The organism is Bacillus sp. FSL W8-0848, from assembly GCF_038007805.1.
In the GTDB taxonomy this organism is placed as follows: Bacteria; Bacillota; Bacilli; order Bacillales; family Bacillaceae; genus Bacillus; species Bacillus glycinifermentans.
In genome coordinates, this window is sequence record NZ_JBBOYB010000001.1 from 1,646,741 (window position 1) to 1,666,769 (window position 20,029).

Annotated in this window: 23 protein-coding genes and 3 pseudogenes; 17 read left to right on the top strand and 9 right to left on the bottom strand. The window is 40.6% G+C overall.

From position 1 onward, the window contains the following. The first annotated feature begins 152 nt into the window (after positions 1-152). Genes NSQ39_RS08655 through queC form a run of 11 tightly spaced genes read left to right on the top strand, consistent with a single transcriptional unit; the run spans position 153 to position 9,749 of the window. A complete protein-coding gene (locus tag NSQ39_RS08655) occupies positions 153-1,154 on the top strand; it encodes a bis-aminopropyl spermidine synthase family protein (protein WP_157759340.1) in 1,002 nt (333 codons plus the stop codon). 12 nt (positions 1,155-1,166) lie between these two features. Next, positions 1,167-2,816, top strand: a complete 1,650-nt coding sequence (locus NSQ39_RS08660; protein ID WP_216898585.1) for a carbamoyltransferase family protein — start codon at positions 1,167-1,169, stop codon at positions 2,814-2,816. A gap of 16 nt (positions 2,817-2,832) precedes the next feature. Next, the gene (locus NSQ39_RS08665; protein WP_082094042.1) at positions 2,833-3,540 is read left to right on the top strand and encodes a DUF5591 domain-containing protein; all 708 of its coding nucleotides are present in this window, start codon (positions 2,833-2,835) and stop codon (positions 3,538-3,540) included. Further along, positions 3,506-4,333, top strand: coding sequence for a glycosyltransferase family 2 protein (locus NSQ39_RS08670; RefSeq protein WP_046129531.1), 828 nt, complete (start codon positions 3,506-3,508; stop codon positions 4,331-4,333). Before NSQ39_RS08665 ends, NSQ39_RS08670 begins: the two co-directional genes overlap by 35 nt. Then, positions 4,308-5,081, top strand: a complete 774-nt coding sequence (locus NSQ39_RS08675) for a class I SAM-dependent methyltransferase (RefSeq protein WP_046129530.1) — start codon at positions 4,308-4,310, stop codon at positions 5,079-5,081. Before NSQ39_RS08670 ends, NSQ39_RS08675 begins: the two co-directional genes overlap by 26 nt. Positions 5,082-5,097: 16 nt before the next feature. Beyond that, positions 5,098-5,742, top strand: a complete 645-nt coding sequence (locus NSQ39_RS08680; protein WP_046129529.1) for a PIG-L deacetylase family protein — start codon at positions 5,098-5,100, stop codon at positions 5,740-5,742. Between the two features lie 25 nt (positions 5,743-5,767). Continuing rightward, positions 5,768-6,778 carry an ABC transporter ATP-binding protein gene (locus tag NSQ39_RS08685; protein ID WP_046129528.1) on the top strand — a complete coding sequence of 337 codons (1,011 nt, stop codon included), beginning with the start codon at positions 5,768-5,770 and terminating at the stop codon, positions 6,776-6,778. Continuing rightward, the gene (locus NSQ39_RS08690; protein WP_175075066.1) at positions 6,762-7,553 is read left to right on the top strand and encodes an ABC transporter permease; all 792 of its coding nucleotides are present in this window, start codon (positions 6,762-6,764) and stop codon (positions 7,551-7,553) included. The genes NSQ39_RS08685 and NSQ39_RS08690 overlap by 17 nt, the downstream gene beginning before the upstream one ends. A 1-nt stretch (position 7,554) precedes the next feature. Next, a complete protein-coding gene (locus NSQ39_RS08695; RefSeq protein WP_046129526.1) occupies positions 7,555-8,340 on the top strand; it encodes an ABC transporter permease in 786 nt (261 codons plus the stop codon). A gap of 10 nt (positions 8,341-8,350) precedes the next feature. After that, complete coding sequence (locus tag NSQ39_RS08700) at positions 8,351-9,052, top strand: 7-carboxy-7-deazaguanine synthase QueE (protein ID WP_175075067.1); 702 nt, start codon at positions 8,351-8,353, stop codon at positions 9,050-9,052. A 1-nt stretch (position 9,053) separates the two neighbouring features. Then, on the top strand, positions 9,054-9,749 hold the full coding sequence (gene queC / locus NSQ39_RS08705; protein ID WP_175075192.1) for a 7-cyano-7-deazaguanine synthase QueC: 696 nt from the start codon (positions 9,054-9,056) through the stop codon (positions 9,747-9,749). Between the two features lie 286 nt (positions 9,750-10,035). Here queC and NSQ39_RS08710 read toward each other — a convergent pair. Next, positions 10,036-10,536, bottom strand: a pseudogene (locus tag NSQ39_RS08710) (DinB family protein). A gap of 144 nt (positions 10,537-10,680) precedes the next feature. Between NSQ39_RS08710 and NSQ39_RS23065 the strand changes: the two are divergent. Continuing rightward, a pseudogene (locus NSQ39_RS23065) lies at positions 10,681-11,341 on the top strand (gamma-glutamyltransferase); the annotation flags it as partial. Positions 11,342-11,366: 25 nt separating this feature from the next. Here the strand turns inward: NSQ39_RS23065 and NSQ39_RS08720 are convergent. From NSQ39_RS08720 to NSQ39_RS08730, 3 genes and pseudogenes are all read right to left on the bottom strand, one after another. After that, on the bottom strand, positions 11,367-11,822 hold the full coding sequence (locus NSQ39_RS08720) for a YndM family protein (protein ID WP_046129523.1): 456 nt from the start codon (positions 11,820-11,822) through the stop codon (positions 11,367-11,369). A gap of 21 nt (positions 11,823-11,843) precedes the next feature. Next, positions 11,844-11,969, bottom strand: coding sequence for a hypothetical protein (locus tag NSQ39_RS08725; protein ID WP_046129522.1), 126 nt, complete (start codon positions 11,967-11,969; stop codon positions 11,844-11,846). Between the two features lie 421 nt (positions 11,970-12,390). Beyond that, a pseudogene (locus NSQ39_RS08730) lies at positions 12,391-12,953 on the bottom strand (YukJ family protein). Positions 12,954-13,322: 369 nt separating this feature from the next. Between NSQ39_RS08730 and NSQ39_RS08735 the strand changes: the two are divergent. Further along, positions 13,323-13,766, top strand: coding sequence for a hypothetical protein (locus tag NSQ39_RS08735; protein WP_046129521.1), 444 nt, complete (start codon positions 13,323-13,325; stop codon positions 13,764-13,766). A gap of 192 nt (positions 13,767-13,958) precedes the next feature. On the opposite strand, the gene NSQ39_RS08740 is transcribed toward NSQ39_RS08735, so the two are convergent. Together NSQ39_RS08740 and NSQ39_RS08745 are read right to left on the bottom strand one after the other, a co-directional pair. Continuing rightward, positions 13,959-14,144, bottom strand: coding sequence for a type Z 30S ribosomal protein S14 (locus NSQ39_RS08740; protein ID WP_046129520.1), 186 nt, complete (start codon positions 14,142-14,144; stop codon positions 13,959-13,961). Between the two features lie 152 nt (positions 14,145-14,296). After that, positions 14,297-14,920 (bottom strand): LysE family translocator, encoded by a 624-nt coding sequence (locus NSQ39_RS08745; RefSeq protein WP_175075068.1) that lies wholly within the window; start codon positions 14,918-14,920, stop codon positions 14,297-14,299. Positions 14,921-15,195: 275 nt separating this feature from the next. Here NSQ39_RS08745 and NSQ39_RS08750 point away from each other — a divergent pair, with 275 nt between their 5' ends. Continuing rightward, positions 15,196-15,450, top strand: coding sequence for a CotD family spore coat protein (locus NSQ39_RS08750; protein ID WP_231947352.1), 255 nt, complete (start codon positions 15,196-15,198; stop codon positions 15,448-15,450). A gap of 248 nt (positions 15,451-15,698) precedes the next feature. Here NSQ39_RS08750 and NSQ39_RS08755 read toward each other — a convergent pair whose 3' ends face one another. Next, the gene (locus NSQ39_RS08755; protein ID WP_175075069.1) at positions 15,699-16,025 is read right to left on the bottom strand and encodes a hypothetical protein; all 327 of its coding nucleotides are present in this window, start codon (positions 16,023-16,025) and stop codon (positions 15,699-15,701) included. A gap of 249 nt (positions 16,026-16,274) precedes the next feature. On the opposite strand from NSQ39_RS08755, the gene NSQ39_RS08760 reads away from it, so the two are divergent. Then, positions 16,275-17,105 (top strand): pentapeptide repeat-containing protein, encoded by an 831-nt coding sequence (locus NSQ39_RS08760; protein ID WP_046129516.1) that lies wholly within the window; start codon positions 16,275-16,277, stop codon positions 17,103-17,105. Between the two features lie 34 nt (positions 17,106-17,139). Here the strand turns inward: NSQ39_RS08760 and NSQ39_RS08765 are convergent, their stop codons facing one another. Further along, entirely contained in the window at positions 17,140-17,934 is a 795-nt protein-coding gene (locus NSQ39_RS08765) for an SDR family NAD(P)-dependent oxidoreductase (protein WP_046129515.1), read from the bottom strand. A 172-nt stretch (positions 17,935-18,106) separates the two neighbouring features. Next, complete coding sequence (locus NSQ39_RS08770; RefSeq protein WP_046129514.1) at positions 18,107-18,466, bottom strand: YxeA family protein; 360 nt, start codon at positions 18,464-18,466, stop codon at positions 18,107-18,109. Positions 18,467-18,625: 159 nt separating this feature from the next. Between NSQ39_RS08770 and NSQ39_RS08775 the strand changes: the two genes are divergently transcribed. Together NSQ39_RS08775 and NSQ39_RS08780 are read left to right on the top strand one after the other, a co-directional pair. Further along, positions 18,626-18,844: a hypothetical protein gene (locus NSQ39_RS08775; RefSeq protein ID WP_046129513.1), complete on the top strand. Its 219-nt coding sequence runs from the start codon at positions 18,626-18,628 to the stop codon at positions 18,842-18,844. A 185-nt stretch (positions 18,845-19,029) separates the two neighbouring features. Next, positions 19,030-19,245 (top strand): CotD family spore coat protein, encoded by a 216-nt coding sequence (locus NSQ39_RS08780; protein ID WP_082094036.1) that lies wholly within the window; start codon positions 19,030-19,032, stop codon positions 19,243-19,245. Positions 19,246-20,029 lie beyond the last annotated feature (784 nt).

Genomic DNA, 20,029 nt, shown 5'->3' on the forward strand with positions numbered 1-20,029 from the left:
TTGAAGAAAAAGAACTTTTTTTAACCAACGCTAAGACGATGTAACAAAAAATGGGATCTGCAAAACAAATCGTTTTGTAGATCCTGATAATGATAGGGTGTGATCTTATAGACATTTTAAAAAAATGCTATGAAGATTTTTTAAAGATAGATATGGAAACGGAAATCGGACATCTTCTTAAACATAAGCAGGCTGAAAAAATAGTTGGCATATGGAACTTATGGAGCAGCATCAGCTTCTCACAGTTTGAAAAGTATGTGTGGCGTTGCATAAATAAAGCAAAAAAAGTTCAAGACGTCATCAATATAACCGGAACGGTGCACATCGCCATAAATCTCCTCTACGTTTTAAGGAATCACCAACTATGTAAAGTGAGCAAAAATGGCGAAATCGAATTTTCAAATAAACTGATGAACTTTGAGGTTGCTGCTGATCTGGCAAATGCGGTTTTTCCGGAACGGATAAGAAACAAAAAAGAACATGGACAGTTTCAAGCAACATGGACCACTTCGGTTAAGCGTGCAAATATAATTTTTGAGCAGGTGCCTCCGTGGAAAGATGTATTTTTTTGCGGCGATGATGATTTAACAAGCCTTGCTCTTGCTCAAATCAGCGGCAACGCATTTAACATATCTGTAGGTGATATAGACAGCGATCTCGTGTCCTTTATCGAATCCAGCAGCAGGCGGGAGGGGCTGCAAATTGAAACATTCGAATTTGATGTCACATATGAAGCCCCTGACAGGCTTAAAAAGAAATATGACGTTTTCCATTGCGATCCCCTCGATCATGGGCAAGGCATAGATTTATGGCTGCAGAGGGCGCAAGAAGTATTGAAAGGCAAACCGGGGGATTTGATTTATCTGAATATTAGTGCGGACCGTCTCGGACAAAGAGAGTATCTTTTATTCAAGCATCTGCACGAGATGGGTTTTTACTTGGAGGAAAAACATAAAAATTTTAGCAGCTATCAAGTGGAAGAAGAACCTTTTTTAAATACGGAAAAATTAAATGAGGAAATAGAAAAAATAAACATTGAGTACAGCGCAATAAAAGATTTATATATCCATACAGATCTATATGTTTTCATCAGAAAAGCGGTTAGACCAATTTTTCTTCCGCAGGAATTTATGGAGATTAGAAGGAAAATATAATGAGGTGTTTTAATGTACGTGCTAGGTATAAACGGCTGGGATAAAGGTGTGCATGATACGAGTGCAAGTTTATTTTATCAAGGAAAATTGCTCGCTGCCGCTGAAGAAGAGCGATTTGTAAGAAGAAAAAAAGCTTTTGACACAGTACCCGTTCATTCTATTTCTTATTGCTTGCACGAAGCAGGTATTACAGCAGATGAAGTCGACTACATAGCATTAGGCTGGGATGTGGAAAAACTTGAAATGGAGTATGGCGGCAAACAAGGGCTGACATCTAAAGATATCATGCATTGTGTTTTTCCTAAAAATATGTTTCCGCGGAAAAAAGACCCCGCACTACAAATGTATCCCCATCATCAAGCCCACGCGGCTGGAGCATACTATAGTTCCGGATTTGATGATGCAGGAATACTTGTAGTAGACGGTTCGGGCGAGGAAGAGTCCGTCACAATCGCAAAAGGTGAAAAAGGGAAAATCGATTATCTTGAAGTGTACCCTTTGGAATGTTCCTTGGGAATCTTTTATGAGGGGTTGTCAAAATATATTGGTCTGGGCAGATTTAGAGAAGGAAAAACAATGGGCTTGTCTTCTTATGGGGTATGGGAAGGGGACGTCCCGTTAATTGTCAACAAACATGATGGATATAGAAGAACTTATAATCAAATTTTAAAAGATTGGGTACTTTACTTTTATAAAAAGTTCGGCGAAAAGGTAAATTCAGCACATTATGTCTACGACCACAAAGAGGCTAAACTATACGATCAACTTGATGCATTATCTTATAAACATGTGGCAGCTTTTGGGCAAAAAGCATTGGAAGAGAATCTGATTTACCTGGCCAAGAGGGCGATAGAGCTTACCGGCTGCTCTCGATTATGCATTTCCGGCGGCGTCGGGCTTAACTGTGTAGGCAATAGGAAACTGCTTGACTTAGAAGAAGTCAAAGATATTTTTATACAGCCCGCTGCATCTGATGCAGGAGTATCATTAGGGGCAGGAGCATTGCTGTCTAAAGAATTGGGTTTTGATGTAAAGCTTTCGAAAGACCATGTCTACTCAGGGCCGGCCTTTAGTGATGGAGAAATTAAAGATTTGCTGGAACGATACAAAATTAAATATGAGTTTTTTGAGAATGGCATAAACGAAGCTGCAGTCCAGCTTTTAAAAAAAGGAAGTGTCGGAGCCAGATTTGCCGGAAGAATGGAATTTGGACCGAGAGCTTTAGGAAACCGAAGCATTCTGGCCAATCCGCAAAGCAAAACAATGCTTCAAAGGGTAAATTATATAAAAGAAAGGGAACAATGGCGCCCCCTTGCACCTAGCATTAATGCAGAGAATCAGACGATGGCGATAAACGAGGAAACGGCATCTCCTTATATGCTGTTAAACGCAACAATACATGAATCCTCGCTTGAGTTGCTTCAGGCAGTAACTCATATCGATGGTTCCACAAGGCCGCAAATCGTAGATAAAGAGGTAAATTCATCTTATTGGGAGCTTATTCAATGTTTTTATGAAGAAACCGGAATACCAGCTGTTTTGAATACGTCTTTTAATATTGGAAATGAGCCGATCGTTTGTTCACCGAAGGATGCAATTCGTTCATTTTTTTGTTCTGAGCTAGATTTTCTATTCTTAAATCATTTTTTAATCAAAAAATAGGATGAGGTGAATGATCATGAGTGCTACCTATCCAAACTTTCCGGAATACAAACTGAAGAGCGTCTATAAGGGGGAAACCTTCTTTAAAAGAGGGGCGACCCGCGACCATATCTTTCACGAAGAATTTGAAGAATGGCAAAAATTCTTTTGTAGTGGCGAGTACCTTCCGCCAGCCGGAAAAGACATCGCTTTATTCCATGTCTGCACATGGGCAAAACCATATGACTTTTCCTATATTGGAAAAAAAATAAGGGAGGTTACAAATAAATTTGAAAGGATACACCCCATCATATTGTCTAATGCAGGCGTTATCCCTTATGAATATCAAATGAATCCGGCATTTTGCGCATACGATTGGATACAGACGGAGGATATATCCGGAGAAGAAGCTTTAAGATTGAAAAAATTATATCAAGATTCGCTTTTAAATCGAATAAAGAATTATTTAACCTCTAAGCAGCAGCATTATAAAGCGGTTGTTCACTATTGCATGCCGATAAAGGATTCAATTGTGACGGACATTCATGATTTTTGCAAAACAATAGACCTCCCATATTTTCATACACCTGGTTTGGAGACATTCAGAAATTCAAAAGGCGTCTTGACTAACTTGAAGGATTTGGGAGAATTTTATATTTTAGATCCTGTTTTGAATGATTTGGAAAATACTTTAAAAAAGGTGAGCAGCATTGATAGATCTGTCAATCGTAATACCGGCTTATAATGATCCCAGACTTGACGAGTGTTTAAAAAGCATAGATATAGAGGCGGAAATTATAGTCGTACTCAACGGCGCAACCAAACAGGTTGAAGACATAGCCAAAAAGCACAATACGACAATGGTCCATCTGCCGGCTCCCAATCTTGCAAAGGCTTATAACGAAGGAATCAAATCTTCAAGCAAGAACAATGTGCTGCTGATGGATTCAGATTGTATTTTTAGAAAAGGCTGTATAGATAAGTTATACAACATGTTGTATGAACATCCGTTAGCTAAAGGAAGGGTGCTTTTTGCCTACCGGTCAAAAACAGAAAAAATAATTGCAACTTCAAGACATATTCATACCGCTAAAAAAAATGCGTATTCCCCGCCTTTAGCATTTAGAAAGAATATTGTAGATCAAATAGACGGCTATTATTTTGACGAACAAATAAACTGGACGGAAGATTATGATTTTGATGCAAGAGTGAGGAGGGCTGATCTCAGTATCGGATACGATGATAGCGCACAAGTCATACATCCCGCCCTGACGCTGTTAGGCGATTTGAAAAGCTCTTACAACTATGGGAGAGGACAAGCAAGAGGGGTTCAATCGAACAAAGAATGGTATTCGCCTCCTAGCAGGCTGTTGAAAAGCATGATAAAAAGTTGGACTCCTTTGAAAAATAGGTTTGGAACGGGTGTGGCTGTGTATCTTTCTTTATGGCAGATTGCATTTTTCATGGGATTTAAAAAGGAAAGCAAAGCAACCGAAAGGGGTGTAAAAAAGAGTGGTTCGGCAAATACAACAGTATGACAATATCTCAAGCGTTTATGATAAATTAATTCCTGAACCGGACGGACTATTTGATTTCTACAACGGCTTTGTAAAGGAAGGCGTCACAATTCTTGACATCGGATGCGGATCTGGCCGTCTGGCCTTTCAATTAGCCCAAAACGGTGCAACCGTTCATGCTATCGATATTTCGGCAGGGATGGTTGAAAATGCTAAAAGGAAGCTTGCTCAATTTGACCGGAAAACATTAGAACGTATACATTTTGAGAAGGCCGATATAAAAAATTTCCATTGTGAAAGCCGATTTGATTATATTTTTATGAGCGGTGGCGTCTTTGAGTATCTGTTAACCCCAAAAGACCAGGTTGAAGCGCTTCAAAAAATTAAGCAGCTGCTAAAACCGGAAGGCAAATTTATTTTTGACATCATATCGCCGCCGCAAGTTTGTGCTTATGACAAAAGGCAAAAGGATTTTGGAAACACAGCTAATCCCTCCAAAGATCATCAGTATATTAAATCCCAAAATATATTTCGCATAGATCATTACAAACAAATTGTATCAACCCGTTGTTTATTTGAAATACATCAAGATGATAAAGTAACGGAGAAATACGAATTCAAATTTTTAACTAGATATTCACTGCCGACAGAACTGTTTTATCTTCTGAAGTCCAGGGGTTTTACTGTTTTAGGTTTTTATGGAGATTACAATAGAGAACCTTTTAAGCGAGGCAGCGAGTTTATGATTTACATCACAAAGCTTTCTTAAAGCAAGGAGAATGTGAATGCACGCAAATAACAGAAAACATTTAGTAATCGCGCCGCATCATGACGATGAAATCATCGGATGCGGGGGAACAATTGCCAAAGCGATTAAAAGCGGGGATCAAGCAAGAATCATTATCGTCACAAGGGGTGAACTTTCCGGAATCGATGGCAGCATTGAACAAAATGTTCAAATACGCGAAAACGAATGCAAAAGGGCTTGCGAAATCATCGGCACACAAGATATTCACTTTTTAAAAGAAAAAGACCGGGCGCTCACCTATAGAAGAGATCTTGTTGAAAAAGTGCTGATGCATATAGATGATTATCGGCCTGATTATGTATATTACCCCCACTCGGAAGAAGCAGACCGTGACCATCGAATTGTTCATGAAATTACCAGTGAGGCATTATTTTTAAGCCGCTCTAATTTTCTGCGAAACAAAAACAGGATCAAAAGGTGCTTGCAGTACGAAATTTGGACTCCGTTAACCGCTTATCAATTAGTCAGTGATATCAGCAGTGTGATCGATCAAAAAATGGAAGCCTTAAACGCATATAAATCTCAAGGAGCTATTCTTCAATTGGAAAATGGGGTAAAAGGGTTAAATGCATATAGGGGTATGCAGGTCGGCACTGATTTCGCAGAAATTTTCAAATTTTAAAATCTAACAACGGAAGGATTCGGTTATGTTCATACAGGTTGAAAATGTATCACGTTCATTCAGCAGAGCTTCAATGGATGAAGGATTTTGGAATTCAGTTAAGAGTCTATTTCATCGAAAAAAAGAAGTCATTCATGCTGTAAACAATGTTTCGTTTTCAATTCCAAAAGGAAAAATCATTGGTCTTATCGGTGCAAATGGAGCAGGCAAGTCGACTTTAATAAAGCTGATGACGGGTTTGATTACACCGACTTCAGGCAGGATAACGGTCGATTCATTTACACCGCATAAAAAAGAACCGGCGTTTTTAAGGAAAATAGGGGTTGTATTAGGACAAAAAAATCAATTGTGGTGGGATCTTACCCCGTACGAAACATTTTTGCTCCATAAAGAAATATATCAGATTGCCCAAGCTGAGTTTGAGCGTAATATAGAGCGGCTGACAACCGCTTTGCATGTGAAGCATGTCGTGAAATCTCCCGTTCGAAATCTTTCTCTTGGCGAAAGAATGAAATGCGAATTGGTAGCCGCGCTGCTTCACTCTCCTGAGATTTTATTTTTAGATGAGCCAACAATCGGCTTGGATTTTATTGCTCAAAAAAATATTAGACGATTCTTGAAGTCATACTGCCGGGAACAGGAAGTGACAGTTATCTTAACGAGCCATTATTTACAGGATATTGAGGAGCTTTGTGAGCATATTATGATTTTGCGGGATGGAGAGCTTTATTATAATGGGAGCTTTAAAGGTTTGCCCGGTTTAAACGATGATGAATACAAGTTGTTGTCAATCACCCTTTCAGAAATGGACAACCTTTCGCTTTTGAAGCAATACGGTGAAATCATCGAAGAACAGGATCATACTGTTCTTTTGAAAATTAGCAGAAATACATTCAGCCAGGCTTTGAGGGATATTATCAATCATTACGATATTATTCATTTTGAGGAGAAGCATACAGAAATCCAATCTTTATTAGAGGAAATTTATAAACTATCAGAGCATGTCGGAGTTGAAAAAATTGAGAAAATATATTAAGCCGGGGCTCATGGCCATACAGACGGCTTTTCAGTACCGTTTCAACACCCTGCTGTATATGGCATTTAGCCTGCTTCCACTTATTGCCGTCATTTATTTATGGCAAAATGTCTATGATCAAAAACAAATCATTGAGGGGTATACAATTGACTCAATGATTACATATTTAATTATTGCAAAGATTCTCGAGATCTTATTGCTTCCTGCTTTTCACTGGTCGATTCAAGATGAGGTGAGCAGCGGCGAACTTTCAAAATATTTAACAAAACCTATTTCATACTGGGGATTCTGGTTTTCAAAAAATACCGGAAACAAGCTGGTCCAATTGATGCTCGTCAGTATTCCGATGGGAATTGTTGCTTTGTGCAATAGAGAATATTTTTTATTCCCTGATTTTCATGATATAGCCGGTCTGATTGCAGCTGTCATATTGGCGATGATTCTGTATTATAGTTTGTATTTTCTTGTTTCTCTGTTTTCTTTTTATTTTGTTGAGATAGCTTCTTTCTTTTTTACAGTTGATATTTTGCTTGAACTGCTTTCAGGCACGCTGTTTCCATTAAAGCTTTTGCCGGAACCATTTTTTCATATCGTTAAAAACCTCCCATTTGCCTATTTGATTGATTTTCCTGCAAACATATATCTTGGCCGTTTGGGAGTGGGCGAAATCTTGTACGGTTTATTTATTCAACTTATATGGATCGGCATACTTTCCGCTTTTTCGAAGTATGCGTGGAAACGCGCGATGTCAAAATATGAATCGGTTGGTGCATGATATGAGATACATCACTCTTTTTTTCCACATTGTTAAAATCAATAGCATTAATTTGATGATGTACAGAACCAACTTCTTTATGAATATTATTGACAGTCTCATATGGTTTGTCATTACACTGATTTTTTTCAATACACTCTTTGGTTATGTGGAAAACGTCAATGGATGGAGTATATATGACATTTATTTACTGCTCGGAACGAGCGAGATATTAAAATCCTTAATTTTTGTATTATTTATCAATAACCTTCCGTATATCCCATCATTGGTTAATAAAGGAACCTTGGATCTTCTTTTATTAAAGCCCGTAAACAGCCAGTTCATTGTATCTTTGCGGAAATTAGACATGGGGAATTTCGGGAATTTATTTCCGGCCATTGTGCTTGTTATATATGCATTGATCAATCTAAACGCCACTTTGCAAATTTCTCAAATATTGGAATACTTGTGTTTTATTGTAACCGGAGTGGTGCTGGCTTACGCGCTCTGGTTTATCACTATGACATTATCGATTTGGATCACGAAAGTTGACGGTCTGCACGAATTGTTTTTAGGCGCAATGACGCTATTTAGATATCCGACGTCTTTTTTTAAAGGGATCGGCAGGATTATTTTTGTTTTTATTTTTCCTATAGTGATCGTCGCAAATGTACCGGTGGAACGCCTTCTGGATGTGTCTAATGGAACAAACGTTTATCAGTATTTCTTATATGTTGTTGGTTTTCTAGTATGCAGCGCGATGTTTTGGAAATTCTCTCTGAAACATTATCAGAGCGCGGGAGGGTGATGAGTGTAAGATGAATGCTGACACAACTGTTTTACCAATGGTCGAAATTTTCGAAACAATAGAGGGCGAAGGATCTGCTGCGGGAAAACAGACGACTTTTATAAGGCTGTTTCATTGTAATCTGCGTTGTGTGTGGTGTGATACAAAGTACAGCTATGCCCCCAGCAAACCCGAGTTTGAAGCTACAATAGAAGAAATCGCACATAAGGTTTCCCGTTTAGCAAACCATTATGTTTGTTTGACCGGGGGAGAGCCATTAATCCATGGAGAAAAATCTTTAGCTTTAATTGAGCGGTTGGCTAAAATGGATGTAATTAAAGATATTCATATTGAAACAAATGGTGCTATTCATTTAAAGCCTTTTATAAACATGAGGCGTCTATCCGCTAAAATGGCCAATAAAGTTCGCTTTATCATGGATTTTAAACTTCCAGACAGTGGAGAAATGAAAAAAATGATCTATGAAAATTTCGATTTATTAGACGAAAATGATGAAATCAAATTTGTTATAGGATCTGAAAACGATTTTCAAATCGCTATGGAGATTATTGACAAGCATCATAAAAAAGGCCGTCTATTAATGAGTCCGGTATGGGAGACGATGAAGCCGGCGAATCTAGTCAAAAAAGTTTTAAACAGCCGGCGTAAAGATATTCAAGTTAATCTTCAGATTCACAAAATCATTTGGGATCCGGAAAAAAGGGGTGTTTAATATTAAAAAGAATAATAAGAAAGCCGTCGTTGTTTTAAGCGGGGGATTAGACAGTGCCACCTGCATGGGGATTGCTGAGAATGAAGGCTACAAGCTGCATGCCCTCACGTTTTACTATGGGCAGAGACATTCCAGAGAAGTGGAACAAGCAAAAAAAATAGCAGAGCATTATCAAGTACAAGAGCATAAAATTGTGAATATCGATTTTTTAAAAGAATTAGGAGGCAGCGCCTTAACTGATGAAAATATAGATGTGCCGAAAAAAATGAATCAAGATAACATCCCGGTGACATATGTACCGGCTAGGAATTTAATTTTTCTCTCCTGTGCATCAGCTTATGCGGAAGTGATTAAAGCAGAAGCGATTTACACTGGAGTAAGTGGAGTCGACTACAGCGGGTATCCAGATTGCCGTCCAGAGTTTATTGAAAGCTTAAACAATACGGTCCGCCTTGCGACCAAAAGAAATATCGAAGGGGAAAAAACAAACATTTTTACTCCTCTTATCAATTTAAGCAAAGCAGATACGATAACTCTGGGACTTAAGTTGAATGTGCCTTACGAACTTACTACCTCCTGCTACAATGGGGAAGAGTATGCCTGCGGTGAATGCGACAGTTGCACATTAAGGCTAAAAGGTTTTAAAGAGGCTGGTTATAAAGACCCTATTCCGTACAAAAATATTCAAATGATATAAAAAATGACGAATCGGTAATAGACGCCAACGATCACCATGGCATTTATTTACCGGGTGTTTACGGGAGCGGCAGAGCAATGCGAAATTGCGTCCAAATAAAGTGCAAACAGTGGCAAAACCGCGAAGAAATGAAGGGGAATATCCATCTCGTGCAGATATCCATCAGTCCGCTTTTAACAGGATGACGATCAGGAATTCTCAGAATGCTGTTTGACAAAAATAAGTTTTAAAGTCAAAGGGGGGCTTAGAAAAAATCCCCCTCTATATTGTGCATTTTTAGTAAAAGCTACATCCACAGAAAATAAGCATAATCCGTCGGGACGCTCGCGTGTCCCATTTGCCTCAGCATCGCCGAGATGTTGCCTCAGTGATATGTGCCGTGGTTGATGACGTGATTCGTCATCTCGGCAGCGTTCGTTTCCCTCTCACCCAGCACCGGGTGCCTTACTGTAAGAGGCGCATCGAGATTCTCAGCATCTTCAAAAAATGCTTGGTATTGATGTGCGGTTTCATCAAAAAAAGCGCTCAGCTTTTTGATGTCTGCTTCCTTTAATTCTTCATTAAGCCTCATCGCCAGAGCTTTTGCTTCATCATATCCGCCCCCCGATATGATGTTCAGCCAGAGCGCGTCTGAGACGCACATATGGACAACAACTGCCGAAACAGAAGGGAACACGCTCTTGATTTCTTTCGTGAAAAGCTCTTCAGGAAGGCTTTGCAGGTGCTCAAACACCTTTTGGTTTGCCCAAACGTGGTAGTCAAAACGTTTTGCTGTGTCATGCTTCATATTATGTCCTCCTCGCTTTTAAAGGAATAGAATTCGACAAAACGGCTTCTGTTTCCTTCCGCAGGGAGGATTTATTTGTTTCCATCCCGAAGCTGATATGTCAGGAGGGAAAAGGTATGATGGCGGCGTCTCAGCCGCTAGCGGCACATGCAGACCGAAGCGGTTAAGCTTGCATTTGCCGACGGTCTCGAATATATAACCGAAAACGATCAGATGCCTGCTCAAACAGATGAATTATTGTCAGAAGAATATGCCAAAAAAAAGGGCACTGATAGGGGATACGGCGCTTGACTCCTGCCCGGGGAAGCTACCTGAAGGGGGAACTGTATATTTGGCGTCTGCCGATGAAGAAGGAAACATGGTATTCAAAGCAGCTATACGGGATTCGGTTAAGGTCTGGCGTCCCGAAGACGGGAGTCGCTCTCCAAAACAGAGACTATGAATTTAAGCTGGACCCGAATCACCCGACCCGGAAAAAGGACGTTCCATACGATCATTCCCGGATTTATCACAAAAGACGGTAATCCGGTAGTGTGATGGGAGGGTATATGCAGCCTCAGGGACACGGTCAAACGGTCATGAATCTCCATCCCGCAAACGGCCCTTGATGCCCCGCGCTGGCAATGGAAGGGCGGAAAAAAAGTGCTGCTGGAAACGTCTGTTCCGCAGCACATAGCACAGGCCCTGTCAGAAAAGGGGCATCAAATCGAATGGGCGCTTGATTCAGGATCACCCTCCGCCATGAAAACGGCGTTTTGGCGGGCAAACAGAAACGAGAACAGACTGGAGCATTGCCTCTTGGTAGAACTCCTGAACATCCGCTCTGGCAGTTATTTTTTGTCACGTTTTTCCGACGGGGACACCGGAAAAAGCTCGTCTGACGCTTCGTGTTGATACTGTAACGAACCCGTGTTTTTCCGCCTTTCGCCTCCTGTCTCTTCTAAAACGTTAGCCGCCATATAGCGATGAAAGAAATATTCAAATACGGTCACGCCGATCGCTGAAATGATTGAAGCCATTGCAAGAGACCCATACGGAGGATTATCCTGCATCGCGAGAATGGCCCAGATCAAAATCAGGGCAAGACCGAAATCCGCCATAGTCGCCGTCGTATTATTCGTTCTTGGAAGGAGCCAAAGATCTCCTACCAGGTAGGATACGATCCCTAAAATCAAGGTAAGGACAAATACGTCTCCAAATGGGACGCCGAAAAACAGAGTTAAAATCACATATAATAGAACCAGGCTTGCAATGAACTTTAAACACAGTGCCCATACATGTTTCATAAGTTTCATCACCTTCCGCTTTTATTTTAAAGTGCCGCCGCTTTTTTGCTGTTTATTGCTTTTTTGCTCCTGCTGAAACGCGCTTTCTGTCTCATGATCATTGTTAATCTGTTCGATGCTGCCGTTTTTGATGCCTTTCTTCTCCATGATCTCACCACCTTTTTCACTATATTTTGGATCGATTTTGATTTCTTATTCATGCTTTCCGTTCAGCCTCATTATTTTTTTAAAAACCTTCCTGGACCCATTCTTCCGGTTTTGCGGGACGTCAAGCCGTGCCAAATAATATAGAAAACAGGATTGGCCTGATCGATGCAATACTCTTTCTAAAGGATTTCAAAATGTTCACCGGCCGGCACAGTTTATACAAACGAACTAAAAATGTATTTTTTCTTTTAGAAATACAGAAACTAAAAAAGACCCGGCTGCTGGGAACAGTCGAGTCCTAACTGATCAAGGGGCCTGGGCAAAGGCTTCTTGATGACAGGCCTCTTCCTCTAAACCGGAGAGGCCTATTCGTTTTTTTTCTGCACCGGAAACAATGCCGTCAAGGAGGAAGTGTTACGCTTTATTCATATTCCTTATCAGGTTCTGTATGATCGCAAAACTTGATTGGCTGTCCATCCCGGTCCGTGCACCACGATTGAGTTTGAAAGGCGAGAAACACCGCAGCCCAGGAGTCTTTAAACTGAATCAATATTCCTCCGTCTTTCCATGTGCCATTGTCGTTTTCCCAGCGGCTGCCTCGGGGATTGCCTTGATTCATGTGAATGTTGTGCATTCCCAGACCCGTGTCAAATTTAGAACCGTATACGTAAATTGCTGCATGTTGATCATTTTTTGCTTTATTTGCGTACTCTTCAAGAAATTCGTATAAGTCATTTTTTTCACCGGGCAAGGTATGCGGCAAAGGCGTCATGGCAGGATCGTGATTTGGGAAGCATCGAAATCGTCATCGGCATAGTAGAGAACTTTTGATTGATCCGACGATTTTACGTTGACGACACATCGATAATGTCTGCCATTCTCACCGGCTACATAAATGTCAAGATGCGGTGTTCGGTCATTGACCGGATCTCTTTCGGTTCTCACGACGGTTCCTTTTAAAACGCCATAATGTTCTACAGGCATAAAAAGTTCCTCCTCGCATATGATCAGGGGTGAAGTAAAGCTTGGGAAACAACATGGTGAATGATTTATTCGTTGATTCCCAGAAAAAATCCTTAACCAAGAGCAGTCGCTTTAACGTTTGAAAAACAGGCCCGGCAAGTTCGATGAGAAAGTTTCATCATCAGTATTCCCCAAAAGTCTGTAAAATCCTCTTTTCATCATCATGATAGAAGTTTATTGTTTCATTTTCAGGTTGTTATTGTTGAAAATTTTCAAAAAACATTTTAAATTTCATAATAATGGAATTGTTTTGTTTACAACACTATCCAAACGAGGTAGTATTATGGTTGTTAGGTGCTTCATAACAAAATTTGACGGGGAGTGACGCTTATGAAAACCAGGCTCGTAAAGATTTTGCCGATCGCTGCTGTTTTATCGGGTTTACTAGTAACTTCACAATCCGCATCTGCGATTACCGGCTTGGCTGATAATAAAGAATCAGCGCTTGAAGTTTTGCCGGGGTACCATTTTCAATGGAAACTGCAGACAGCTTCAGATGAAGATTGGTTTCTTTGGCAAAATAATACGGAAGACAAGCATGATTTATCAGCTTCATTAACGTCTCCAAGCGGGAAGAATTTCGATTTGGAAGCGCACCATGTAACGTCGCAAAAAACGGTTGTTGTACAGGCAGAGGATCACGGTTCCGGGAAAACGGATTCGCTCCGCGTCAATGCAGTTCAGCCTGGGGAAAAGGTTTATTTAAGACTGAAGACACATGATGGTGATTATAGTACAACGAGCAATTATGATTTTACTTATTCCATTCAATGAAAAACGGCATTACATTTTGAGGTGGGACGTGAATTTTTAGAACACTCAAGAAAAGACGCCGGACTTTTACTTTCGGCCCGACGCCGATTGTCTATCTTGATAAAGATTCCTTTTTGTAGTCGATGGGGGCCTGGCCGCCATAATTTCAATAAAAAAACAGCCTTGCGAATAAGGCTGTTCGAAAAGCGAGCCCTACCAGCTCGCTTTTTTGATACCCGGAATTTGTCCTTTATAGGCAAGCTCGCGGAAGCAAATCCGGCAAAGCTTAAATTTGCGAATCACAGAGTGCGGTCTGCCGCAGCGTTCACAGCGCGTGTATTCCCGGACTTTAAATTTTTGTTCGCGCTTTTGTTTGACGATCATTGATTTTTTGGCCAATATTTTTCCCCCTTTCAAGATCATGGTTGTATATAAACATAAGTGTGTATGATTTCTGTAAACAACTAATTATAACAAATTAAATAGGATTTGTAAACTGAAGTACGGGAATCATGTAACATTCCATCTTTCGCAAATCATCGAAAAAGCCTTTATTTTTGCGTAAACGCCATTTTTAGACCGATGATGGCAAACAATGAACCTTGGATCAAGTTGATTTTTTTTGCTATGGCAGGGCGCCTTAGCAAAAATTCTCCGGCTTTCCCTGCGAATATGCTGATGATGGTGAAAACGGCCAAAGCCTGAAGCAAAAAGATGATGCCGTACATGAGCATTTGTATCGTCACATTGCCGGCTTCATTGTTGACAAACTGCGGCAGAAAAGCCAGGAAGAATAACGAAACCTTTGGGTTTAAGAGATTCATAATGATGCCTTTTCGATACAAAGATGTTAAACTCACCAAATGCTGATCGGATATATGAAAGCCTGAGCTTTTGTCCCGGAAAGACTGGTACGCCAAATATAACAAATACGCTGCTCCGGCGTATTTCACGAAGGTGAAGGCAAGAGCCGATTTGTAAATGACCGCTGAAATTCCGACCGCTGCAGCGGAAATGTGAAAAACGAGTCCGGTGCAAAGCCCGAAGGCCGTTGATATTCCGGCGCTTTTGCCATTCGATATGCTCTGTGCCAGCACGAATAAATTGTCCGGTCCGGGCATGAGGGTCAGCAATATGGCTGCGCCTAAAAAAGATGCTGCTGATAAAAAGTCCATATGTCCCACTCCATTTCGATGCAACGTTGCTTTGTGCCATTATAACATGCAGAACGTATCGGAAGGTGCGGCTTCCATTTATATTGCGGCGGGCATATTACTAGATTTCATGCAGACGCCTAAAATCCCTTTTAAATATAGGTAAATGTTTATTAAAAAATAAGGATAACAGCCTTTTTATCCAATATTTTGGTTCTTTTTATTAGTACATGTTGTCTCTCATTCTCATAGTTTAATAGTGAGAAAGCATTAAATGAAAGAAAGGGAGAATGTCCATGTATGATCACGATTACTGCAAACCGTATGTAGCGCGTCCTATCGTCTATCCTACAAGGAAATGTGAGTATCATGAGTATTCCAAAACAATTATTCCTCATATTCATCCGCAGCATATTTCCAAAGTAAAGCATCACAAATATGAGCATGTTCATTACTATCCGACCACTTATTCCAAATACGAGCCTGAGTCACATTACCATTCACATCACGGAAAGCCCTGCAACCGCAAACACAAAGAAGAGCGGTATTAACTTTTTGGACTTTCTTAAAAAAGAATGTCTAAACAGATCTGAATATCATTTCAGAGGAAAGCACCCCTTCGGGGTGCTTTTCACTGGGATATAAAGTTAGACAAGTTCGTAGAAATGCTGTGCAAAAGATGGCCAAACTTAAAAAGGAGGGTGCTTTGTGCACCCTCCTCAAGAACAGCCGCCGAAGATTACGTCTCTTACGATGCAAACAGGGGAGACCGAACTTGAATAAAACTGTAATTAATTTTTTAGTAATAATATTTCTTATACGGTTCACACTTAAAATAATATTTTTTATAATGGTGTTTTTTGTCATATTCGTAACCGTAATCATAATCGTACTTTTTGTCATGATCATAGTCATAATCATAGTCATACTTTTTCTTATGATCATAGTCATAATCATAGTCATACTTCTTCTTATGATCGTAGTCATAATCATAGTCATACTTCTTCTTGTGATCATAGTCATAATCACAGTATTTCTTATCATGTTCAGGTTTATAATAAACCTTCTTACATTTGAACCAGTAATAGTCCTCGTGCTTCTTCTTATCGTATTCGTATTCGCTCATCAGCCATTCCCTCCTTTCTCATTTGTCTGTATATTCTATGCCCTTTATATGAAAGAGATTGTGCGTTTTAAATATATTGGAAAAACAGGCTGGTAACTGGTTTTGAGAGTGCAGTGTCAACCATCTGCCCTCCGAATATTTTCAGTCGAATGCATTACTGCTTTAAAAGATAATAGGTAAATAGAAAACCTTCATATATAATAAGAGAGAACGATTGAAGGTTCCCGTGAAAGGGGGAAGTATAACATCATGATCGACACGATGCCGAATGAGGTAAGGACAGATTGCATGAATTGTTTCGGACTGTGCTGCGTAGCGCTGCCGTATGCGAAATCCGCTGATTTTGCGTTTGATAAAGACGGCGGTGCACCTTGCCGTCATTTACAATCGAATTTCCGGTGTGCGATACACGAAGATCTTAGAAATAAAGGATTTCGCGGCTGTACCGCTTATGACTGTTTCGGCGCCGGCCAAAAGGTGTCACAAGTCACATATGAAGGTAAGGACTGGCGAAACAACCCTGAGCTGGCGGAAGAAATGTTTAACGTATTTCCCATTATGCAGCAGCTTCACGAAATGCTTTGGTATTTGCATGAAGTCCTTTCAATAGAAAGAGCGCAATCAATTCACCGGGATGCGCTTGCGATCCTTGATGAGACGGAACGTTTGACGAAACAGAGCAAGGAATTCATTTTGCAAATCGATGTGTCTGCACATAGAGCGAAGGTGAACGACGTTCTTTTGCGGACGAGTGAAATCGTACGTGCCAAATCACCGAACAAAAAACATCTGAAAAAAATCGGCCGTGGAAGCATCCTCATAGGTGCTAAACTAAGAGGTTCTGACCTAAGGGGAGCAAACTTGAGAGGCGCCGTCCTGATAGCCGCCGATCTGCAGAATTCCGATCTGGGAATGGCTGATCTGATCGGGGCTGACTTTCGGGATGCCGACTTAAGCGGCGCCGACCTATCCGAAAGCATGTTTCTTACGCAGGCTCAGGTCAATGCGGCGAAGGGTGACCGGCATACAAAATTGCCGCCGGCATTAAGGGTTCCTGATCATTGGAAAGCGGCTGATTGAGTAAAAAAACCTCTTCCCGCGAAGGGAGAGGTTTTTAAAAGACGCTGCGGACCAGTCCGCCGTCTGCCCGCAACGCCGCGCCGTTGATCGCGGAGGAAAGCGGGCTGCTTAAAAACGTGACAAAGTGTGCAATTTCTTCCGGCCGGATCAGCCTTTGAATAATCGAAGTCGGACGATTTTCTTTCATAAAGCGCTTTTCCGCTTCTTCGACCGTAAGATGTTCCCCTGGATAGAGAGAGTTCAGCATCGTTTCGACTCCCTCGGTTAAGGTTGACCCCGGCATCACAGTATTTACTGTTACATTTGTGCCTGTTGTAAGCTCTGCCAGGCTTCGGGAAATGGAAAGCTGCATTGTCTTCGTTGCACTGTAATGCGCCATTTCCTGCGAAGGCATCACAGCCGCCTCACTCGCAATAAAAATGACCCGGCCTTCCTTTTTCTCTATCATGTTCTGCAAATACTTACGCGAAAGCCTTACACCGCTCATAATATTCACTTCGAAAAAGCGAAACCATTCATCATCCGGAATATCAAAGTAATCAGCAGGTTCAAAAATCCCTAAATTATTGACTAAAATATCGATCTCAGGATACGCCTCAAATAGTTCATTGCATCCTTTTTCCGTGCCGAGGTCAAAAGCGGCCGGATAAAGGACGGCTCCTGTATAGCGTTGTTTCAACCCGTCTATCGTTTGTTTGACGGTTGCTTCCCGCCGCCCGTTGATGATGACAGACGCGCCTTCTTTCGTTAAGGAAGCGGCAATCGCTTGACCGATTCCTGACGTAGAACCTGTGACCAACGCCTTTTTTCCCTGCAGATTCAGTTCCATCATACATTCCTCCGTTCCTCTTATTTATAAACAAAAATTCAGCGGATCATACTGCCACCATTATGATACAGAACAGCAATCTGCGGTAGTACGCACTTTTTTGTTCCATAGGCACTTTTTTGTACCTGACATCAAAAAGCCCTCCTGGAGGGCGGCAAAACCTGGAGGGGGATTACGGCTGCTGATTCAATTTCTTTACAATGCCTTGATCGATTTCTCTTTCGTTTACTCTTTCCTTGCTTGATACGATCTCTCTTCTGTTTTCCCAACGAATGAGATAATATTGACCTTTCTTCATTTGATCTCCGGAAGAAAGTTTCAGTTTTTTTGCTTTTCCAGTTTTATCATAACCGGTAGTATAATAAGTATACGTAATGTCTGTATATCCATCATCAGCTTTTTCTTTCGCGATTTCAGGATCTGCCGTAATTTTCACATAATAATCTTCCGTTGAATAATACGTCGAGTAAAACAAATACCCGCCTCCGAAAATGATTAATATTGCGGCGATCATTCCAAGAAAAAATTTCATTATTTATCACCTCAGGAGCCATCATACGTTAAAACTGGCGCGCGGAACTATTGATTTAGCTTACATTTTCATTACACCTATGTAAGGAGCAGCTTGCTGTTAAACGTTTGATTACAGAAAAAGGAGAGGCTTTGTCCTCTCGACTTGAGAGGGAATGATATGAAGTCAATAAAATCGATCACCGTTCATTCAAATACATATGTTGTAGGGAAAGGATGCCATCCCCCGGGATTTAAAGACGGTGCTGTCGTGGTGAAGATTACCGAAAAAAACAAGTTTTTCGGGCTGATTAGAGGTTTTGTCGTTCATTTTGATACAAAAGCAGAGCTGCATATTCATTCGAATGACGTCATTGTCGATTGGGGAGAAGGAAGCTAACTAACGGACACGGAAAATGGATATGAGATAACTTTGCTTGATAAAACAAGTTTTCGTCATGCAAAAAGGCAGCAGGATGGGCGGTGACCATTGGGATTTTAGGTGTTTGTAATAGTACATATACATACATATGAACATAGCTTAATAGTGAAAACAAACAGAAAAAAGAAGGGAGAATGTGATTCATGTATCATTGCAATGTCTTACCGCCGATCATTCATCCTACTCATTGCTGCGAGCATCATACATTTTCTGAAACGATGGTTCCTCATATTCATCCCCAGCACACTACGAATGTGAACCATCACCATTTCGAGCATGTTCATTACTATCCGCACACATACTCCAGTTTTGATCCGGTCACACACCATCATACACATTGCGGAGCGCCTTGCTGCTAGTAAAGGGAATGAAATTGTATGAAGTCTCATCCAAAAAAGCATCTAAGCGGATGCTTTTTTTATGTTGAAGTTTCATTCCTTATTGTACAGGTGATTCCCCATTATCTTAAAAAAAAGGTTTCAAACAACGAAAAAATAAAAAGCGCATTTAAGGTAAATGAATGATGGCATAAGGGAGATGCAACCGGCATCAAGTAAGGACCGGGTTCAAAGTTTACGAAGCTGAAAAGAGAATGTAAAAGTGATATTGCAAAGGGTGCGGCAAGAGCTGGGTCATATGAGAGTACGATATGGTTGCCTCTGATGATGCTGTTAAGCGGTAATGAACAGGGGAAACCTTATTTCCAGCTTAAAAAAACACCGATCGCTGTAATCGGTGTTAGAGGGTGCCAAGAGGTTCTTACTTTAGCATATTCACAAATGTTGTTTTTATTCTTTTTTCATATTGTGAACCAATCCTCATCAAAAAGATGCTGTATAAGACACCTCAATTTATAAAATATGCCATGCCAGAGACTCAAGATATTTTATTCTGCTAAATGGCAAAAGGTGAATAAAATTTCAGTTTGGGGTGATGACGACCACAACAGATGCTTCACAACTCTTCATCATAATGAGGAAAACGATTTTATCCTTTTGGCTATTGATATGAAATCATTTTGTAACTATAATGGTTACAAAGGCGTGTAACAGGTCAACAGGTTAATCGGGCAGCTAAAGAAGAGGGATTTTTAATACAAGTCAATAAAAGCTCATGATGATATACATATGTGCTCAATCATTT